At 65.8% G+C, this 18004-nt stretch carries 18 protein-coding genes; 5 read left to right on the top strand and 13 right to left on the bottom strand.

The window, feature by feature from the left end:
• Positions 1–23: 23 nt before the first annotated feature.
• The 5 genes from D0901_RS01325 to flgL all read left to right on the top strand — a co-directional run bounded on the left by D0901_RS01325 (position 24) and on the right by flgL (position 6262).
• Positions 24–710 carry a flagellar basal body L-ring protein FlgH gene (locus D0901_RS01325; RefSeq protein WP_425256162.1) on the top strand — a complete coding sequence of 229 codons (687 nt, stop codon included), beginning with the start codon at positions 24–26 and terminating at the stop codon, positions 708–710.
• A 29-nt stretch (positions 711–739) separates the two neighbouring features.
• Positions 740–1864 (top strand): flagellar basal body P-ring protein FlgI, encoded by a 1125-nt coding sequence (locus D0901_RS01320; protein WP_129138484.1) that lies wholly within the window; start codon positions 740–742, stop codon positions 1862–1864.
• Positions 1864–2967 carry a flagellar assembly peptidoglycan hydrolase FlgJ gene (gene flgJ / locus D0901_RS01315; RefSeq protein ID WP_129138483.1) on the top strand — a complete coding sequence of 368 codons (1104 nt, stop codon included), beginning with the start codon at positions 1864–1866 and terminating at the stop codon, positions 2965–2967. The genes D0901_RS01320 and flgJ overlap by 1 nt, the downstream gene beginning before the upstream one ends.
• A 94-nt stretch (positions 2968–3061) precedes the next feature.
• Positions 3062–5011, top strand: coding sequence for a flagellar hook-associated protein FlgK (flgK, locus tag D0901_RS01310; protein ID WP_129138482.1), 1950 nt, complete (start codon positions 3062–3064; stop codon positions 5009–5011).
• 21 nt (positions 5012–5032) lie between these two features.
• Positions 5033–6262, top strand: coding sequence for a flagellar hook-associated protein FlgL (gene flgL, locus D0901_RS01305; protein WP_129138481.1), 1230 nt, complete (start codon positions 5033–5035; stop codon positions 6260–6262).
• 107 nt (positions 6263–6369) lie between these two features.
• On the opposite strand, the gene fliR is transcribed toward flgL, so the two are convergent.
• The 13 genes from fliR to fliF form a co-directional block, all read right to left on the bottom strand.
• The gene (gene fliR / locus D0901_RS01300; RefSeq protein WP_129138480.1) at positions 6370–7155 is read right to left on the bottom strand and encodes a flagellar biosynthetic protein FliR; all 786 of its coding nucleotides are present in this window, start codon (positions 7153–7155) and stop codon (positions 6370–6372) included.
• Positions 7156–7167: 12 nt separating this feature from the next.
• The gene (fliQ, locus tag D0901_RS01295; RefSeq protein ID WP_129138479.1) at positions 7168–7437 is read right to left on the bottom strand and encodes a flagellar biosynthesis protein FliQ; all 270 of its coding nucleotides are present in this window, start codon (positions 7435–7437) and stop codon (positions 7168–7170) included.
• 52 nt (positions 7438–7489) lie between these two features.
• Positions 7490–8257, bottom strand: a complete 768-nt coding sequence (gene fliP, locus D0901_RS01290) for a flagellar type III secretion system pore protein FliP (RefSeq protein WP_203234774.1) — start codon at positions 8255–8257, stop codon at positions 7490–7492.
• Positions 8257–8712, bottom strand: a complete 456-nt coding sequence (gene fliO, locus D0901_RS01285; protein ID WP_129138478.1) for a flagellar biosynthetic protein FliO — start codon at positions 8710–8712, stop codon at positions 8257–8259. The genes fliP and fliO overlap by 1 nt, the downstream gene beginning before the upstream one ends.
• Positions 8709–9221, bottom strand: coding sequence for a flagellar motor switch protein FliN (gene fliN, locus D0901_RS01280; RefSeq protein ID WP_129138477.1), 513 nt, complete (start codon positions 9219–9221; stop codon positions 8709–8711). Before fliN ends, fliO begins: the two co-directional genes overlap by 4 nt.
• On the bottom strand, positions 9214–10254 hold the full coding sequence (gene fliM, locus D0901_RS01275; protein WP_129138476.1) for a flagellar motor switch protein FliM: 1041 nt from the start codon (positions 10252–10254) through the stop codon (positions 9214–9216). Before fliM ends, fliN begins: the two co-directional genes overlap by 8 nt.
• Positions 10255–10260: 6 nt before the next feature.
• Complete coding sequence (gene fliL / locus D0901_RS01270) at positions 10261–10749, bottom strand: flagellar basal body-associated protein FliL (protein WP_129138475.1); 489 nt, start codon at positions 10747–10749, stop codon at positions 10261–10263.
• A gap of 200 nt (positions 10750–10949) precedes the next feature.
• A complete protein-coding gene (locus D0901_RS01265; RefSeq protein ID WP_129138474.1) occupies positions 10950–12398 on the bottom strand; it encodes a flagellar hook-length control protein FliK in 1449 nt (482 codons plus the stop codon).
• Positions 12399–12409: 11 nt separating this feature from the next.
• The gene (gene fliJ / locus D0901_RS01260) at positions 12410–12880 is read right to left on the bottom strand and encodes a flagellar export protein FliJ (protein WP_129138473.1); all 471 of its coding nucleotides are present in this window, start codon (positions 12878–12880) and stop codon (positions 12410–12412) included.
• A 63-nt stretch (positions 12881–12943) separates the two neighbouring features.
• Positions 12944–14353: a flagellar protein export ATPase FliI gene (fliI, locus tag D0901_RS01255; protein WP_129138472.1), complete on the bottom strand. Its 1410-nt coding sequence runs from the start codon at positions 14351–14353 to the stop codon at positions 12944–12946.
• On the bottom strand, positions 14350–15090 hold the full coding sequence (gene fliH / locus D0901_RS01250) for a flagellar assembly protein FliH (RefSeq protein ID WP_129138471.1): 741 nt from the start codon (positions 15088–15090) through the stop codon (positions 14350–14352). The genes fliI and fliH overlap by 4 nt, the downstream gene beginning before the upstream one ends.
• Positions 15083–16078: a flagellar motor switch protein FliG gene (fliG, locus tag D0901_RS01245; protein ID WP_129138470.1), complete on the bottom strand. Its 996-nt coding sequence runs from the start codon at positions 16076–16078 to the stop codon at positions 15083–15085. The genes fliH and fliG overlap by 8 nt, the downstream gene beginning before the upstream one ends.
• Positions 16075–17850 (bottom strand): flagellar basal-body MS-ring/collar protein FliF, encoded by a 1776-nt coding sequence (gene fliF / locus D0901_RS01240; RefSeq protein WP_129138469.1) that lies wholly within the window; start codon positions 17848–17850, stop codon positions 16075–16077. Before fliF ends, fliG begins: the two co-directional genes overlap by 4 nt.
• Between the last annotated feature and the right edge of the window lie 154 nt (positions 17851–18004).

Here is an 18004-nt window from a genome sequence, read left to right as displayed (position 1 = left end):
CCAATGAAGCGAGGCGAGCGGTGATCAAGGTGTCGAAGAAAGGCTCTCGGTATATCGGGCTGTTGCTGGTCGTGGCGACTCTGCTGCTGAGCGGCTGCGCGCAGTTGCCGCGCCCGTCGATCACCGGCGAGCAGGAGAAGGTCGCGCTCCAGCCGCCGCCGCCGCCGGAACCCAATGGGTCCATCTATCAGCCCACCACGGGCTATCAGCCGTTGTTCGAGGATCGCCGGCCGCGGATGGTCGGTGACATCCTGACCATCGAACTCGATGAGCAGGTCAGCGCCAGCAAGAGTTCGTCGGCCAACGCCGGTCGCCAAGGCAGCGCGAGTCTGACGCCCACCACGTTGCCCAAGGGGCTGACCAAGCTGGGCGATTACGGCTTCGACCTCGAAGGGGCGAACGATTTCGATGGCAGTGGGGGTGCCAACGCCAATAACAGCTTTACCGGCACGCTCACCGTGACTGTGGTCGATGTGCTCTACAACGGCAACCTCAAGGTGCAGGGCGAGAAGCAGATCCTGATCAATCAGGGCACCGAGTTCATCCGCTTCTCCGGCGTGGTCAATCCGCGCACGGTCAGCGGTGCCAACACCGTGCAGTCGACACAGGTGGCCGATGCGCGTATCGAATACGTCGGCGACGGTTACATCAACGAGGCGCAGACCATGGGTTGGCTGCAGCGCTTCTTCCTCAACGTGTCCCCGTTCTGAGCAGCGGAAGGTAGTTCATCTCGATGATCATGCGCATTCATTCTCGTGACTGGGTTGCCGGACGCTGGTGGCTCGGAATGCTGCTGTTGTTGCTGCTGACGATGCCGGCCCGGGCCGAGCGCCTGCAGGACCTGGCCTCGTTCGCCGGAGTGCGCGACAACGCCCTGGTGGGCTACGGCCTGGTCGTGGGGCTCGACGGGTCCGGCGACCAGACCACCCAGGCGCCGTTCACCACCCAGAGCCTGACCAACATGCTCTCGCAGCTGGGCATCAGCGTGCCGGCCGGGACCAACATGCAGCTCAAGAACGTCGCCGCCGTCATGGTGACCGCCGATCTGCCGCCCTTCGCCCGGCGGGGGCAGGACATCGATGTCGTGGTTTCCTCGGTGGGCAATGCGCGTAGCCTGCGTGGCGGCACCCTGTTGATGACCCCGCTCAAGGGCGCCGACGGCAATGTCTATGCGATGGCGCAGGGCAACGTCTTCGTGGGCGGCGCCGGGGCCGAGGCGGCCGGCAGCAGCGTGTCGATCAACCAGCAGGCCGGGGGCAGCATCAACGGCGGCGCCACCGTCGAGCGCGAGGTGCCGTTGGCACTGGGCCGTGACGGCACGCTCGACCTGCAACTCGATGAATACAGTTTCGACACCGCCCAGCGGGCCGTCGACGCCATCAATCGCGAGTTCGGCGAGCCGGTCGCCGCGGCGGTCGACGGCCGCGTGATTCGCCTGCGGGCGCCGATGAACAGCAACGATCGCGTGCGCTTCATGGCGCGTGTCGAGAACATCGATCTGGCACTCGGTCAGGAGCCTGCCAGGGTGGTGATCAATTCCCGTACCGGCTCGGTGGTGCTGACCAGCAGCGTGACGCTGCATCAGGCGGCGGTCGCGCACGGCAACCTGTCGGTGACCATCGATTCCAACCCGCAGGTCAGCCAGCCCAACGCCTTTTCGCAGGGCCAGACGGCCGTGGTTCCCAATGCCGACGTGTCGGTCACCCAGGAGGGCGGTTCGTTGCAGATGCTCGAGACCAGTGCCGACCTCGCCCAGGTGGTCAAGGCACTCAATGCGCTGGGCGCGACGCCCCAGGATCTGATGTCGATCCTGCAGGCGCTCAAGGCGTCGGGCTCGCTGCGCGCCGAACTGGAGATCATCTGATGGCGATGCAGGACATGGGGAGTCAGTTCGCCCTCGACATGCAGGGGCTGCAGCGGCTCAAGCACACCGCCAGCGTGAAGCCCCAGGAGGGCGCCCGGGCGGCCGCCAAGCAGTTCGAGGCGATCTTCATCCAGATGATGCTCAAGAGCATGCGTGAAGCGACGCCCAAGGAGGGCCTGCTGGATAACCAGCAGACCGAGCTCTATACCTCGATGTACGACCAGCAGCTGGCGCAGACCCTCTCCGGCCGGGGGCTGGGGTTCGCCGACATGCTCGTCCAGCAGTTGCAGCATCGCGGCCTGGTGCCCGGCGATGCCGACCGCGGTGATTCACTCATCGCCGGCATCCCACGCGGCACGCCACGGGTCCTGACCGGTGGTCTGATCGCCGGCGAGACGGCGGAAACGGTGTCCAGCGACACCCGTAGCGAGACGCCGCGGCGATTCATCGACGACCTGGCGTTCGAGCCCGATGCCGGCGCCTACGAGACGGATGCTGCTGCCGAGCGGAATGCCGACCGCCACCCGGCCCACGTCGCCGAATTCCTTGAGCAGCTCTCGGAACCGGCCCGGGCGGCCAGCCGCACCACCGGGGTGCCGGCGGAATTGATTCTCGCCCAGGCGGCCCTGGAAACCGGTTGGGGGCGTCACGAGATTCCCACCGCCGAGGGCGGCAACAGTCACAACCTGTTCGGTATCAAGGCCGGCAGCCAGTGGCAGGGCAGGACCACCGACATCACCACCACCGAATACGTGGACGGCCGTCCGGTCAAGATGGTGGATACCTTCCGGGTCTATGACGATTTCGAGCAAGCGTTCACCGACTATGCCCGCCTGATCGGTGACAACCCGCGCTATGCCGGGGTCGTCGCGGCAGGCAATGCCGAAGGGGCCGCTCGGTCGCTCCAGGCGGGTGGCTATGCCACCGACCCCGCCTACGCCGACAAGCTGATCGCCGTGATGCACACCATGGGGTTCGATGCGACGCAACGCACGGCGCGTCTCGAGCCGGGTGAGTCGGCGCAAGGTGCCGGACGCGACCCGAGCGCGCGCGCCGCTCTCGATGCCTACGCCCTCGACAAGGTGCCGACCCGCATCTTCTGAGAGCAATGAACGCGGGATAAAACGGTCGATGGGCTCAAGTTGCTGATGCGAAGGCCGATAAACCCAGATAACAGCGAGATCGGGATTTGATCACATGAGCCTCTTTTCCACTGGCCTGAGTGGCCTGAATGCGGCCCAGGCCGCGCTGCAGACCAGCAGCACCAACATCAGCAACGTCTATACGCCGGGCTACAACCGTCAGGTGACCCAGCTCGGCGAGACGTCACCGGCCGGTGGCGGCGTTCAGGTCAACGACATCGAGCGTCAGTTCAATCAGTACATCGCCTCGCAGCTCAATGCCTCGACCAGCCGTTCCAGCGCCCTGGATACCTACAATACCCAGGTCAGCCAGATCGACAACCTGCTGGCGGATACCGACTCCGGTCTGGCGCCGCTGATGCAGGGGTTCTTCTCCTCGATGGAGGATCTGGCCAGCGCGCCGTCCGATCCGGCGGCCCGCCAGGGCGTGCTCGGCAGCGCCGATACGCTGACGGCACAGTTCCGGGCCTTCGACAATTATCTCGACGACATGCAATCGGGCATCAATGGCCAGGTTCGCGACGAGGTCACGCAGATCAACAATGCCACCGACCAACTCGCCAAGCTCAATCGTCAGATCGCCCTGTCCAAGGCCAAGCTCGGCGAGGCCCCCAACAACCTGCTCAACCAGCGTGACCACCTGATCAACGAGATCAGCCAGCGGGTCGATGTCAAATTGAGCATTCAGGACGGCGGTACCTACAACCTGACCATCGGCAACGGTCAGCCGCTGGTCGCCGGCAATCGCAGCTATTCGCTGGAGGCCGTGCCGTCCTCGGCCGATCCGTCGCGTACCGTGGTCGCCTACAACGACCCGGGCGGCAGCAAGATCGAACTCGACGAGTCGACCTTCCAGGGCGGTACCCTCGGCGGACTGATGACCTTCCGCCGCGAGACGCTGGACACGACTCAGAACCAGATCGGTCAGGTGGCGCTGTCACTGGCCGAGGGCTTCAATGCCCAGCATCGGGCCGGGCAGGATCTCAACGGTGACATGGGTGGCGATTTCTTCGCCATCGGTTCGCCGACGGTGTACAGCAATGACGCCAATGGCGGCAACGCCTCCTTCTCGGCGGCGTTCAGCGATTACAGCCAGGTGACGAGCAGCGATTACCGCATCACGGCCACCGATAACGCCGGCAATTTCGAGGTCGTGCGCAGCGACAGCGGTGAAACGGTCGGCGTGACCACGGGCACGGACGGTAGCGGCAACGCGACACTGAGCTTCGACGGCATCACCTTGACGCTCGACGGGACCGCCAACCAGGGCGACTCCTTCGCCCTGCAGCCGACCCGCCATCTGGCCGGGGAGCTGGAGAACGTGATCCACGACACCGCCAAGATCGCCGCGGGCGCGCACGTTGCCGTGACCCCCGCGAGTGGTAACGCCGGCAACCTGTCGGTCGACGATGTCAGTGTCGGGGAGGGGTTCAGCCTGCCCGCGCAGGGTTCGCCGTTGTCGCTCAGCGTGCAGAGCGTCAACCCCGATGGCAGCTTCGTCCTGCAGAACGCCAGCAACCCCGGCACCGACGACCTGGGCGGCCAGGTCCTGGTCAACGGCGAACCGGCGGCCGATGCCGCCAGCGTGCAACTGAGCGCCGGGGACACGCTGACCATCGACGGTATCAGCATGACCTTCGACGGCGTTCCCGCCGCCAACGACGAACTCACCATCGCCCAGGATCCGGCGGCCGGGGACAACACCAACGCCCTGGCCATGCAGAACCTACAGGATGCCAGCCTGGTGGGCGCCAGGGCGACGCTCAACGATGCCTATGCCGGCCTGGTGGGCGATGTGGGCAACCGCACCAATATCGTCAAGGCCAACCTGAGTGCCCAGGACGTGCTCACCGAGCAGTTGACGCAGGTCCAGCAGTCCGAATCCGGCGTCAACCTCGACGAAGAGGCCGCCAACCTGATTCGCTTCCAGCAGTTCTATCAGGCCAACGCCAAGGTCATCCAGACCGGCAGCACCCTGATGGATACCATCCTGGGCATTCGTTAATCCGTTCATCGAGGCAGCGTCATGCGTATCAGCACCCTGACCATGTTCGAATCCAGTCTGTCGGCGATGAACCGGCAGCAGAGCGCCTTCATGGAAGTCGGCCAGCAGATGGCCAGCGGCCGGCGTGTGGTCAACCCGTCCGACGACCCCCAGGCCGCCTCGCAGGCGGTGGGCGTCTCTCAGTCGATCGCCGTCACCGCCCAGTACAACGATTCGCGGATTTCCGCGCGTAACGCCCTGTCCCAGGAGGAGAGCGTCCTGGGGAGCGTCAGCAATGCCCTGACAAGCGCCAAGACGCTGATGGTGCAGGCCGGCAACGGAACCTTGAGCGACGCGGATCGCACGTCGCTGGCCAGCCAGTTGCAAGGCGTCTACGAGACACTGATCGGCCAGGCCAACACCACCGATGGCAATGGCAGCTATCTGTTCGGGGGGGTCAAGGACAGCGCGCCGCCCTTCGTCAAGCAGAACGGTGCCATCGACTACAAGGGTGCCGATACCGTCCGACGCCAGCAGGTCGATTCCTCGCGTCAGATGCCGGTCGGCGACAGCGGTCGGGAGGTGTTCTTCGGGGTGCATCATGGCGCCAAGTACGTCGCCCAGGCGGATACCGACACGGCCGGCGGCAGTACCCTGACCTTCTCCGGGCCCGCCGTGGAGGACGTCTCCGATCCCGATTACGGCAAGAGCTTCACCGTCGACTTCTACGACAACGCGGGCACCATGGCCTATCGCGTGCTAGACGAGCAGGGCAATGCGATGACCATCAACGGCCAGACCAGCTTCGATTACGACAGCGCCACCGGCGGTTTCGTCGAAGTGGGTGGCATTTCCCTGAGCCTTCAGGGCGATCCTCGGGCCGGTGATCAGGTCGAGATGACCAAGGGCCGCGAACAGAACGTCTTCACGAGTCTCGAGAATGCCCTGAAGGCGCTCGACAGCTCCACCGATTCGCCCGCCGACAAGGCGCATCTGGCCAACACCCTGGCGTCGGTGAGCCGCCAGCTCGACAACAGTCTGGATAACGTTCTCACCGTGCGGGCGTCGGCCGGGGCACGGCTCAATGAGCTCGACGTGCTGGATCAGGTCGGGGGCAATCGTGCCGTCAATTACGAGGCGACATTGTCGGATCTCGTCGATCTGGATTATTCCAAGGCCGTCTCCGACTACACCTTGCGCCAGGTCGGGCTGCAGGCTTCGCAGCGCGCCTTCGTCGATATGCGCGGCATGTCGCTGTTCGAGATGCTGTGAGTTCGCGAGCCGTCGACGAAATGGCGATAGTGCGATGCAACGCCCCGGTCCCGCACCGGGGCGTTTTGCATTCGGGGTTGCGATTCAGACGAGTGAGGCGCGTACGCTCAGCCGGCCAGAACCGAGAGCATCTGGCGCATGAAGACGAAGCCGTTCTGGAGCAGCGTCTCCAGGAAGCGCCCCAGGTCGGTCATCAACACGGCCAGCAGTATCAGCCCGGTGGTCAGGGTCATGGGGAAGCCGATCGAGAAGATCGTCAACTGTGGCGAGGCGCGGTTGAGAATGCCCAGCGACAGGTTGATGATCAGCAGCGCGGCGACGACCGGCAGGGCCAGCAGCATGCCGGCCTCGAAGACGGTACCGCCGTAGCGGACGATCATCTCGAAGGCTTCGGGATTGAGCGGTCGCGGGCCGATCGGCAGGGTCGTGAAGGAGTCGGCCAGGATCTCGATGACCACCAGGTGCGCGTTGAAGGCGAGCAGCATCAGCAGAGTGATCATGTACAGAAAGCGCGAGAGCACCATGGTGTTGGCGCCGATGTCCGACGAGAAGAAGGTCGCGAAGGCCAGGCCCATCTGCAGACCGATGTACTCGCCGGCGGCCATCACCACGGCCAGCGTCACGCGCATCACCATGCCGATGGCGATCCCGATCAGCATCTGTTCGACGATGATGCCGAGGCTCGCCCAGGAGACCAGCGGCACTTCGGGCAGCGGTGGCAGCGAGGGGGCGATGACGTAAGCCAGCAGGGCGGCCAGGGCGATCTTGCTCTGGCGGGGGATGCTGTCGTGCCCCCAGAGCGGAGCGGCCATGATGAAGGCGGCGAGCCGTACGAACGGCCACAGGAAAGCGGCGATCCAGGCCTGCAGTTGATCGAAGGTGACGTCGATCATCGGGCCGGTCGCCTAGCCGAGCATCAGCGGGATGTTCTGGAACAGTTCCGTGGTGAACTGGACGATCGTCTGCAACAGCCACGGGCCGGCCAGCACCATGGCGGCGAACACGCCGAGGATCTTGGGAATGAAGGTCAGGGTCATTTCGTTGATCTGGGTGGCGGCCTGGAACAGGCTGACCAGCAGGCCGATCGCCAGCGCGGTGAGGATCAGCGGGGCGGCCAGGAACAGCGTCACCTTCATGCCTTGATAGGCAAGGCTCATTACCATTTCCGGGGTCATTGCAGTCCCTCCAGGCGAGGTCGGCACCGGGTGCCTGTCCCGGTATTCGCGATCAAAGGTGGAAGCTCTGTGCCAGCGAGCCGATCAGCAACTGCCAGCCGTCGACCAGCACGAACAGCATCAGCTTGAAGGGTAGCGAGATGGTCGCCGGCGGCACCATCATCATCCCCAGCGACATCAACACGCTGGCCACCACCAGATCGATGATCAAAAAAGGGATGAAGATGGTGAAACCGATCTGAAAGGCGGTCTTGAGCTCGCTGGTGACGAACGACGGCAGCAGCACGCGCATCGGCACGTCCTCGGGTCCCTGCATCTCGCCGACGTTGGCCAGGCGCGCGAACAGCGCGATGTCAGGCTCGCGGGTCTGGGCGAGCATGAATTCGCGAAACGGCTGGCTGGCACGCTCGACGAAGGTCTCCATGCCGATCTGCTGGTCGGAGAAGGGCTGCCAGGCCTGCTCGTAGGCCTCGTGCAAGGTCGGCGACATGATGAAGAAGGTCAGGAACAGCGCCAGTCCCAGCAGCACCTGGTTGGGCGGAGCGGACTGGGTCCCCATGGCGGTGCGCAGCAGGCCCAGCACGATGATGATCCGCGTGAAGCTGGTCATCATCAGCAGGATCGCCGGCAGGAAGGCCATTGCGCTGAGCAGCAACAGCGTCTGCAGGCTCAGTGACCACTGCTGGCCGCCATCCTCCAGCGGCTGACTGGTGAGGCCGGGAATCGACTGGGCCGCTGCCGACTGCGAGAGCAGCAGCAGAGCGATCGGCAGGAGGCGACGTAGCCACGGGCGAAGCGGGCCGCAGGCAGAGCGAGCGATCACGACTCCCCCTTGCGATCCGGGGAATCGTCAGACGATCGACGACTCAGGGTATCCCGCGTGTTCTGACGCAGGGCCGCGGCGAAGCGCGATGCGAAGCCCTGTGGGTCGGTGTTCGCGGACGTCGGTCGGGGCGGTTCGTCGGGCGCTTCCATGCGGTGCAGGGCGTTGACCTGGCCGCCGCCCACGCCGAGTACCAGCCAGGTGTCCTGTACCTCGACGATCACCACACGTTCCTTCTGGCCCACCGCGGCGCTGCCCACCACCTTGAGATGCTGGCCTGCCTGGCCGCGCCCGGCATTGAGCCGGCGCAGCAGATAGCTGCACAGCAGGATCACGCCGATCACCACCAGCAGCGCCAGCACGGTCTTGCCGAGCATCGCCAGGCCCATCAGGTCGCTCGGGGAGCCGCCGAGGGTCTCGGCGGCGCCTTGCGTCGCTGCCGTCTCGCTCATCGGTTGAGTTTCTGGACCCGCTCGGACGGGGTGATGATTTCGGTGATACGGATGCCGTACTTGTCGTCGACCACCACGACCTCGCCCTGGGCGATCAGATAACCGTTGATCAGGATGTCCATGGGCTCGCCGGCCAGGCCATCGAGCTCGATCACCGAGCCCTGGGCCAGCTCGAGGAGTTGCTTGATGGTGATTCGGGTGCGGCCGAGCTCCACGGTCAGCTTGACCGGGATGTCCATGATCATCTCGAGATCGCGCATGCCGGCATTGCGCGCCACGGTCGGCGCGTCGAGCGGCTTGAACACCGATTCGCCCGCGGCCTGTGCATGCGGGCTCTCTTCCGGTTCCTGCGCGCTCTCGTCGGCCTGGTGCTCGGCCTCTTCCTGCTCGGCGAAGGCCGCCGCCCACGGATCGTCGTCGGCCGCCGACTCCTCGCTGGCCTGTTCGGCCATCGCTTTCGCCCAATCGTCGTCGGTGCTGGAGTGATCGGGTTTGTTGGGATCAGTCATTGTCGGATTCCTTGACTCCGGTAAGGCCGGGGGCAAACTTGGCGTTGGACTGGATATGGTCGATCAGGTGGCGAACGCGCAGCGCCCGCTGACCGTGCTGGCTCCCGTATTCGCAGCGCATCACCGGGACGCCGTCGACGCTGGTGGTGACGATGTCCGGCAGTTCGATGGGCAGCACGTCGCCCTTCTTGAGCGACATGACCCGGCCCACGGTGGTGGCCACGTCGACGAAGTCGGCGATCAGTTCGACCTGCGACTCCTTGATCTCGCCGGCCATGCGCTGGCCCCAGACGCGATCTTCCTCGGCGTTGCTGTCGGTCAGCGGACCGGAGAGCAGGTCGCGGATCGGTTCGATCATCGAGTAGGGCATGCAGATCTGGAAGTTGCTCGCCAGATTGCCCACCTCCAGATGGAAGGTGCTGTTGACCACGATCTCGTTGGGCGAACTGGTGATGTTGGCGAAGCGCACCTGCATCTCGGAACGGGTGTAGTCGATCTCCAATGGATAGACCGACTGCCAGGCATCCTGGTAGGCATCGATGGCCAGGTTCAGCAGGCGCTGGATGATCCGCTGCTCGGTGTGAGTGAATTCACGACCTTCCGACTTGGTCAGAAAGCGCCCGTCGCCACCGAAGAGGTTGTCGACCACCATGAACACCAGGTTGGGTGGAAACACCACCAGCGCGGTGCCGCGCAGCGGTTTCATGGAGATCAGGTTGATATTGGTCGGCACCGGTATGTGCCGCGAGAAATCGCTGTAGCTCTGGTAGCGGACGCTGTCGACGGTAATGTCGGCACTGCGCCGCAGCAGGTTGAACAGGCTCATCCGGAACTGGCGGGCGAAGCGCTCGTTGATGATGTCCAGCGCATGCAGGCGCTCGCGGATGATCCGGTGCTGTGTGGCCGGGTCGTAGGGGCGCACCCGGGAATCCCCCCCCTTGGGGGCATCGCCGGCGTTGCCTTCGTCCTCGCCACTGACGCCCTTGAGCAGGGCATCGATCTCATCCTGCGAAAGCAGATCGTCTTGAGCCATGGTGTCCTATTGCACGATGAAGTCGGTGTAGAGCACGTCGTCCACGTTCAGCGGCGGCTGCGGGTCCGAGAACGGCTTGTCGAACAGGGCCAGGATCTCGCCGGTCAGCTGCTGCTTGCCTTCCGGCGTGACCAGGTCGTCGGCGTTCTGGCTGGACAGCAGCATGAGCAGGCGGCTGCGCACCTGGGGCATGTGCGACTCCAGCAGATCCTTGGAGGCTTCGTCGGCCACCTTGATCGACAGGCCGATGTACAGCAACCGCTGCGAGTAGTCATCGCTCTGAATGTTGACCGTGAACGGCTTGACGGTCACGAAGATCGGAATCTCGGGTTCGACCGGTTCCGCGGCCTGGGCGGACTCGGCACCGGCCTCGGAGCCGCGTGACTCGAGCAGGAAATACACGCCCGCCGAACAGGCTACCGATATCAGGATAATCAGAAGACCCAGCAGCCACCAGGGCTTGCGTCTCTTGCCGTCAGTCTGCGTCTTGGCCATCGCTTGTGTCTTTCTCGCGTTTGAGTGGGAGAAGTATGAGGCCGGCTCCGCTCCGGGGATGGGAGGAAAAGGCTGCCCATACCGGGTCATCTCATGGTTTTGCCGTCGTGAAAACGCCGGGTCGTCGTTGACGGCGAGAGCCGACTCGGGGAGTCGGCTCTCGTGGGGTTATCGGCGCGGAATCGGCAAATCTGAAGGGGTCACGCGTACAGATCGACCCCGTTCGCCTCCAGCGTCAGCGGCGTCATCGGGATGCCGGATGCCTCGGAGGAATCGCCGTCGAAGGCCAGTGTCCCTCTCTGGGAAGAGCTCCCGGGGTTCCCGTCGCCGTTGCGTTCCTGCTGCTGTGCCTGATCGCCGACCGTGGTGTCACCGAGCTGGATGCCGGCCTCGCCGAGGGCCGCCCGCAACTGGGGCAGGGCCTGCTCAATGGCTGCCCTGACATGCGGGTTGTTCGAGAGGAACTGCGCCTGGGCCAGCTGGTCGTCGACCTTCAGATGTACCGACAGCGGGCCGAGTTCGGCGGGGTGCAGGTGCAACTGGACCTGCTGGTCGCCACGTTGATGCAGGTTGACCAGTTGCTGGCCGAGGCCCTGCTGCCACTCACCGGAGCCGAGGGGCGCCGCGAGCGTCGCGCTGGGCATGCCGCCGGTCATGGCCGTCGTGGGTGAAGCGACGCCATTGCCGGCCTGCAGCGCGCCGGCTTGGTGCGGTGCGTGGCTAGCCAGCAGTGACGGGCTGACGGCATCGGCACCCTTGCCGGACGATTCCGGCACCTTGCCCGCCGGCGCTCTTGTCTCGAACTGGGCGGCGAGCTGGGCGCTGGTCAGTGCAGTGTTCGCCGCGGCGTCCTGGCCGGAGCGGTGTGTCGCGGCGCCGCCGTTATTGATCGTCTGCAGCGACTGGATGAAATCCTGGGATGGCGACCTGTCGGCAAGGGTGTTACTGCCGCCAGCGCTCGTGCTGGCGTCGCCCGCGACAAGACCGGTCGTTGCCGTGGTCCGCGTATCGGGGGTCAAGCGGCCAGCAGCCGTGTCATCGATGCCGGCAATGCGACTCGCGAGCATGGCGTTCGCGGCACCCATGGCCTGTGCATTGCCAGCGTTGGCGGTGTTCGCCTGAGCGGCCCGGGCGACGGCCTGGGACAGCGGCTGGATCGGTGCCTGCGGCTGACCGAGCGCTCCGGCGATGGCATCGAGGCGTTCGCGGATGCCGTCGAGATCGCCCGGCTCACCGAGCTCCTTGCGCAGTGTGGCCAGCGTGTCCGCGCCCTGGGAAGGCGAGTCCTGCAGGGTCTCGAGCAGACTCGCGAGCAGCTCGCCGGGATCGCTGCCCTCCTGGGTCGAGCCGTCGAGTCCGGCCTGGCGGTCGAGCAGCGCTTCGAGCTGCTGGGTCAGTTCGTCGCCTTCCGGGGCGGTTTTCAGAGCCTGGAGCATGGTCTCGAGATCGCGGGCCGAGGTGCCGATCTCGCCAGTGGCGCCGACGGACTCACTGCCGTTGGCCGGCGTGTCCTGGCCGCGCGCGAGCTTGCCGGTGCTGGCCATCAGCTGGGCGAACAGGTTTCCGTTCGAGGCCGACTCGCCACCGCGGGAAGTACCCGGCGTCGAGGAGGTCGTCGCGGAGACGGATGGCAGGGAAGTGGGTGCCATGGGGCGGCCTCCTAGTGGCTGGTCTCGTGACGCGATTCCTGCGTCTGGCGACGCAGCAGCTGATTGCTGGCCATTTCATCGCTCTGGCGCTGTTCGCGTCGGTTGATGCGCTGTTGTTCACGCTGTTCGCGGCGGTCCGCCAGGGTGTCGTAGGCGGAGAGCTTGCGCTGCTCCTGCTGCCAGTGCTGCTGGCCTTGCCCGAGCTTCGACTCGCGATCCTGAAGGGTCTTGCGCGCCCGGTCGATGGCGCCGTCCAGCGACAGCAGGAACTGCTGGTAGTTGCGCCAGCTGTCCGGGCCGATGCCATTCTCCATGGCGCGCTGGAGTTTTTCCCGGTATTCCTGGCGATACTGCTGCAGGGTCTCGAGCTGGACCTGGGCCTCCTGGCGCGCGCGACGCAACTCGACGAGCTTGACGTTGGCGCTGTCGCGAGCGTCGCGCGTCAGGGAAATCAAGGTGTCGAGCGGCGAAGCGTGGGTCATGATGGATCACCTCATGTCGACCGGACGGTCGGATTCAGCCATTGTGCGCAAAGCCTAACGGATTCAGGGCGACACCAATGTGTTCAATACCCGCCGTGTTTCGTCGATATTCGCGCGTTCGTCGATCCGCTGCTGGAGGAATTGCTCCAGTGACGGGAACATCGAGACCGCCTGGTCGAGCTGTGGGTCGTGCCCCGGGGTGTAGGCACCTACGCTGATCAGGTCGCGATTTCGCTGGTAGCGCGAGACCAACTGCTTGAAGCGCTGGGCCTGACGCCACTGGTCGCCGTCGACGATCGCGGTCATCGCACGGCTGATCGAGGCCTCGATGTCGATCGCCGGGTAGTGACCGCTTTCGGCCAGGGCCCGCGAGAGCACGATATGGCCGTCGAGGATCGCCCGTGCCGAGTCGGCGATCGGGTCCTGCTGGTCGTCGCCTTCGGTGAGCACGGTATAGAAGGCGGTGATCGAGCCGCCGCCCCGGGGGCCGTTGCCGGCACGTTCGACCAGGCCGGGCAGCTTGGCGAACACCGAGGGCGGGTAGCCCTTGGTCGCCGGCGGTTCGCCGATCGCCAGGGCGATCTCGCGCTGGGCCATGGCGTAGCGGGTCAGCGAGTCCATGATCAGCAGCACGTTGCGTCCCGCGTCGCGAAAGTCCTCGGCCAGCCGGGTGGCGTAGGCGGCGCCCTGCAGGCGCTGCAGCGGCGAGGTATCGGCGGGGGCGGCGACCACCACCGCGCGACGCCGGCCCTCCTCGCCGAGGATGTTGTCGATGAAGTCCTGGACCTCGCGTCCACGCTCGCCGATCAGGCCCACCACGATCACGTCGGCCCGGGTATAGCGGGCCATCATGCCCAGCAGTACCGACTTGCCCACGCCCGATCCGGCGAACAGCCCCATGCGCTGCCCGCGGCCCACGCTCAACAGACCATTGATGGCCCGAATGCCGACGTCGATCTGCTCCTCGATCGGGGCCCGCGACAGTGGATTGAACGGCGGCGTGGCCAGCGGTGCATGGGGGACGTCGAGCAGCCCATCCTTGCCGTCCAGTGGCCGCCCGTTGCCGTCGACCACGCGCCCCAGCAGGCTATCGCCCAGCGGGAAGCGGCGCGCACTGCTGTTGGCATCGCGACCCTCGCCGAGGGGAAAGACCCGGGCGCCCGGCAACAGGCCGCTGACCTCTTCCAGCGGCATCAGGAAGAGTTTCTCGCCGGAGAAACCCACGACTTCGGCCTCGGCGTAGCGCGGCGACTGCGCGGCGTCGATCCCGCTGCCCTGGGGGGAAACCTCGATGCGGCAGGCGCTGCCCAGCGGTATGCGCAGCCCCACGGCCTCGAGCACCAGCCCGGTGGCACGCACGATGCGGCCGCTGGCCCGGTAGCCCGGCAACGCGGCGACACGCTGGCGCACCCCGCCGAGCGCCTCCTGCCAGTGCCGCTGGTGGCGGTTGGAAAGGGCGTCCGCCGAGGTCATTCGCTGTCCTCCGGTGGCGTATCGGGAGTGTTGCGGCGACGAACCTGGGCGACGATCGAGGCCCAGCGCGTTTCCAGCGTGGCATCGAGATCGCCGCTGGCGCTGGTCGCGCGGCAGCCGCCCCGGCTGATGGTGTCGTCGGGTTGCAGTTGCCAGCCGGCGGCCTCGAATTCATGGCCCAGATGGGCCTTGACCAGGGTCAGGTCGGCGGGGTGCAGCCATAATCGCGGACGCCCCGAAAGGGCCGGCTCGACATGCAGCAGTTCGCGGACGATGTCGAGAATCTCCTCGGGGCGGGCCTCGAGCGCTTCGCCGGCAAGCCGGCGACCGGTGGCCAGGGCCAGGTCGACCAGCCGCTCGGCGACTTCCTCGTCGAGGGTGGCCAGGGCGGCGTCGAACTGCTCGGCGAGCGGCAGCAGTGGGCGCAGCGTTGTCTCGGTTTCCTGGCGCATCTGCGCCTCGCCGGCCTCGAAGCCTTCCTGCAGCCCCTTCTTGTAGCCTTCCTCGCGACCCTGGGCGAAGCCTTCCTCATGCCCCTGCCGCCAGGCTTCCTGGCGGGCCTGTTCGCGCATGGCATCGAGCTGGGCCTGATGCTCCCGGGCGCGGCGCCGGATCGCCTCGCGACGCTCCTGCTCGTGCCGCGCGCCGTTGCCGCCGCCAGCGCTGCGCAATTCGTCCATCTGCCAGCGTTCCCAGGCCCCGTCGTCGTGCTCGGGCTGAACGAGACGATCAGACATAGCTGTCGTCTCCGCCGCCGAGGACTATCTCGCCGCTGTCGGCCAGACGCCGCACGACCTGGAGGATCGCCTTCTGCTCGGCTTCGACCTGCGAGACCCGGATCGGGCCGCGCGCCTCGAGATCCTCCTGGAGCATCTGTGCGGCGCGCTGCGACATGTTGGCCATGAACTTCTCGAGCAGCGCGTCCGGCGCGCCCTTGAGCGCGACCACCAGCGAGTTGGTCTCGACCTCCTTGAGGATCAGCTGGATGCCGCGATCGTCGATGTCGAGCAGGTTCTCGAACAGGAACATCTCGTCGATGATCTTCTGGGCGAGATCCTCGCTGTGCGCGCGGACGTTCTCGATGACCACCTCTTCCTGCGAGGAGTTCATCAGGTTGAGGATCTCGGCCGCGGTCCTCACGCCGCCCATCTTGCTGCGCTTGAGATTCTGACCGTCGAGCATGCCGCCGAGGACCTCGGTGAGCTCCTGCAGCGCCGCCGGCTGGACGCCGCTGAAAGTGGCGATGCGCAGCACCACGTCATTGCGCAGTTTGTCGTCGAACAGTTGCAGGATGTCGGCCGCCTGGTGACGCTCGAGATGGACCAGGATGGTGGCGATGATCTGCGGGTGCTCGTCGCGGATCAGCTCGGAGACCATCGAGGGTTCCATCAGGTTCAGCGAGTCGATGCCCGAGCTGGTGCTGGTGCTCTCGAGGATGTCCTCGATCAGGCTCGACGCACGCTCGCTGCCCAGCGCCTTGGTCAGCACCGAGCGAATGTGGTCGCTCGAGTGCAGATTGATGGCGGTGAACTGCTCGGCCTCGTCGTGGAACTCGGCCAGCACCTTGCTCATGTCCTCGTGGGAGACCTGGTCGAGACCGGCCATCTCCATGCTGATCTCCTGTACCTCCTTGGGTGAGAGGTACTTGAAGACTTCGGCTGCACTGTCCTCGTCGAGAGAGAGCAGCAGGATCGCGCCGCGGCGGGCGCCGCTCATTTCGCTCATTGTTCGTTCATCCAGCTTCTGACGATCATGGCCACCAGGCGCGGGTCTTCCTGGGCCATCTCGCGGGCGTCCTTGAGGTTCTGCTCATAGGCCGTCGAGCGACGGCGGCGGCGCTGCGGCGGCGCCTCGGGCGTGTCTTCCGCCGACTCCTCGCCATCGCCCTCGATGGCGGCCACGCCGGCCCGGCCCGCCGTCGGGCCACGCAATGCCGGTTCCGCGGCGGGGGGAAGGCTATTACGCTTGATCAGCGGGCGCAGCACCATGAACCACAGGAACAGGGCGGCCAGTGCGACCAGCAGATAGCGACCCAGCGTCAGCGCCAACTGGATGACATCGGGCGACTTCCACCATGGCACTTCCGGAACGCTGTCATCGCGCTCGGCGAACGGCGAGTTGACCACCTCGATGGCATCGCCGCGGTTTTCCGAGAAGCCCATCGCCTGACGAACGAGGCGCTTGATGCTGGCCATCTCCTCGTCGCTGAGCGGCTTCTTGACCGGCTCACCGGCGTCGTTCACGCCATCCCGGTAGTCGACGACCACCGCCACCGACAATCGCTGGACGTCGCCGCGCTCGAACTGCACGTGCTCGACCTGACGATCCACCTCGTAGTTGATGGTGTCGTTGCTCTGCAGGCGGCTGGGCGGCGTGTCGTTGCCGGCCTGGGTATTGGCCCCATTCTGCCCGTTGGCGGCGTTGGCCTGATCCTGGGCGTTGTTGCCATCCCCCTGGGCGTCGTTGGCCTGGCCGTTGTCGATCGGCGAGGCGGCCGCGCCCGGCGGGGTGTTGGACAGGGCGCCGGGAACCCCGTTGGCCAGTTCATCGCCACCGGTGTAGGTCTGGTTCAACTGACGGCTGCGCACGGCGGCCTGGTTGGGCGGCTGGTTGGGCTGGTAGCGCTCGGCGGTCTGTTCGCGCTTCGAGAAGTCGATCTGTGCCGCGACCTGGGCGCGCACGTTATTGGCGCCCAGGATCGGCGCCAGGATGCGCTCGATGCGTTGCTGATAGGTGTTCTCGACTTCCTGGATGTAATCCAGTTGGGTGCCGTCGAGGCCCGTGGTGCCGCCATCGCTGCGCGACAGCAGGCGACCGTTCTGGTCGACCACGGTGACGTTGTCCGGCGCCAGATCCGAGACACTGCTCGAGACCATGTGAACGATGGCATTGACCTGACCGTCGCCAAGGGCGCGGCCGGGCTCGAGCGTCAGGATCACCGAGGCCTTGGCGGGCTGGCTCTCGCGGACGAAGACCGAGGGCTTGGCCAGCGAGAGATGAACCCGCGCGGCGGCGACCGGCCCCAGGGTCTTGATCGACTGGGAGAGTTCCCCTTCGAGCGAGCGCTGGTAATTGACGTGCTCGGCAAACTGGCTGATGCCGAAGGCCTGGTTGTCCATCAACTCGAAGCCGACATCGCCGCCCTTGGGCAGGCCCTGTTCGGCGAGCTGCAGACGCAGCGGGTGCACCTGGTCGGCGGGGACCAGCAATGCGCCGCCGCCCTCGCTGAACTGATAAGGGATACCGCGCTTGTCGAGTTCGCTGATGATGCGCCCGCCATCGGCGTTGGTGAGGTTGCTGTAGAGCACGCGATACTCGGGGCTGCGCGCCCACAGCAGCAACGCGGCAATGATCGCGATCGCCGCGGCGGCAGCGATGATCAGGGGGATCCGGGGATTGCCGCGCAACTGGGCAAGCAGGCCCTGTGCGGACATGCCGGTAGTGTTGCCAGTGGCCGCGCGGTTGGCGTTCGGCTGCGACGAAGCGGCGTCGCTCATGCGCGCCTCCTCGGGAAGGTGAGGCCCGACAGGGCGATGTCGTCAGTAGTGGCCCGGGCGATCCGGGGCGCTGCAAGTCGCATGGTTATGTCCGGCTCCAGCATCCATTTCGAGGGCGCGTCCAGCGGGGCGGGTAATATCGTTGTCGGGGGCA

The sequence above is a fragment of the Modicisalibacter coralii genome, assembly GCF_004117855.1.
Lineage (GTDB): Bacteria > Pseudomonadota > Gammaproteobacteria > Pseudomonadales > Halomonadaceae > Modicisalibacter > Modicisalibacter coralii.
The sequence above is the reverse complement of the archived record's forward strand: the minus strand, read 5'-3'. Positions and strand labels throughout refer to the sequence as shown.

What these genes read in the sequence shown, in the direction of transcription:
- fliQ (WP_129138479.1), bottom strand. Translation starts at nt 7,437, where the DNA reads ATGACCCCGGAAATGGTAATGAGCCTTGCCTATCAAGGCATGAAGGTG.
- D0901_RS01265 (WP_129138474.1), bottom strand. Translation starts at nt 12,398, where the DNA reads ATGGCACCCACTTCCCTGCCATCCGTCTCCGCGACGACCTCCTCGACG.
- flgJ (WP_129138483.1), top strand. Translation starts at nt 1,864, where the DNA reads ATGGCGATGCAGGACATGGGGAGTCAGTTCGCCCTCGACATGCAGGGG.
- fliO (WP_129138478.1), bottom strand. Translation starts at nt 8,712, where the DNA reads ATGAGCGAGACGGCAGCGACGCAAGGCGCCGCCGAGACCCTCGGCGGC.
- fliH (WP_129138471.1), bottom strand. Translation starts at nt 15,090, where the DNA reads ATGTCTGATCGTCTCGTTCAGCCCGAGCACGACGACGGGGCCTGGGAA.
- flgL (WP_129138481.1), top strand. Translation starts at nt 5,033, where the DNA reads ATGCGTATCAGCACCCTGACCATGTTCGAATCCAGTCTGTCGGCGATG.
- fliI (WP_129138472.1), bottom strand. Translation starts at nt 14,353, where the DNA reads ATGACCTCGGCGGACGCCCTTTCCAACCGCCACCAGCGGCACTGGCAG.
- fliN (WP_129138477.1), bottom strand. Translation starts at nt 9,221, where the DNA reads ATGACTGATCCCAACAAACCCGATCACTCCAGCACCGACGACGATTGG.
- fliG (WP_129138470.1), bottom strand. Translation starts at nt 16,078, where the DNA reads ATGAGCGAAATGAGCGGCGCCCGCCGCGGCGCGATCCTGCTGCTCTCT.
- fliL (WP_129138475.1), bottom strand. Translation starts at nt 10,749, where the DNA reads ATGGCCAAGACGCAGACTGACGGCAAGAGACGCAAGCCCTGGTGGCTG.
- flgK (WP_129138482.1), top strand. Translation starts at nt 3,062, where the DNA reads ATGAGCCTCTTTTCCACTGGCCTGAGTGGCCTGAATGCGGCCCAGGCC.
- fliM (WP_129138476.1), bottom strand. Translation starts at nt 10,254, where the DNA reads ATGGCTCAAGACGATCTGCTTTCGCAGGATGAGATCGATGCCCTGCTC.
- fliR (WP_129138480.1), bottom strand. Translation starts at nt 7,155, where the DNA reads ATGATCGACGTCACCTTCGATCAACTGCAGGCCTGGATCGCCGCTTTC.
- D0901_RS01320 (WP_129138484.1), top strand. Translation starts at nt 740, where the DNA reads ATGCGCATTCATTCTCGTGACTGGGTTGCCGGACGCTGGTGGCTCGGA.
- fliF (WP_129138469.1), bottom strand. Translation starts at nt 17,850, where the DNA reads ATGAGCGACGCCGCTTCGTCGCAGCCGAACGCCAACCGCGCGGCCACT.
- fliJ (WP_129138473.1), bottom strand. Translation starts at nt 12,880, where the DNA reads ATGACCCACGCTTCGCCGCTCGACACCTTGATTTCCCTGACGCGCGAC.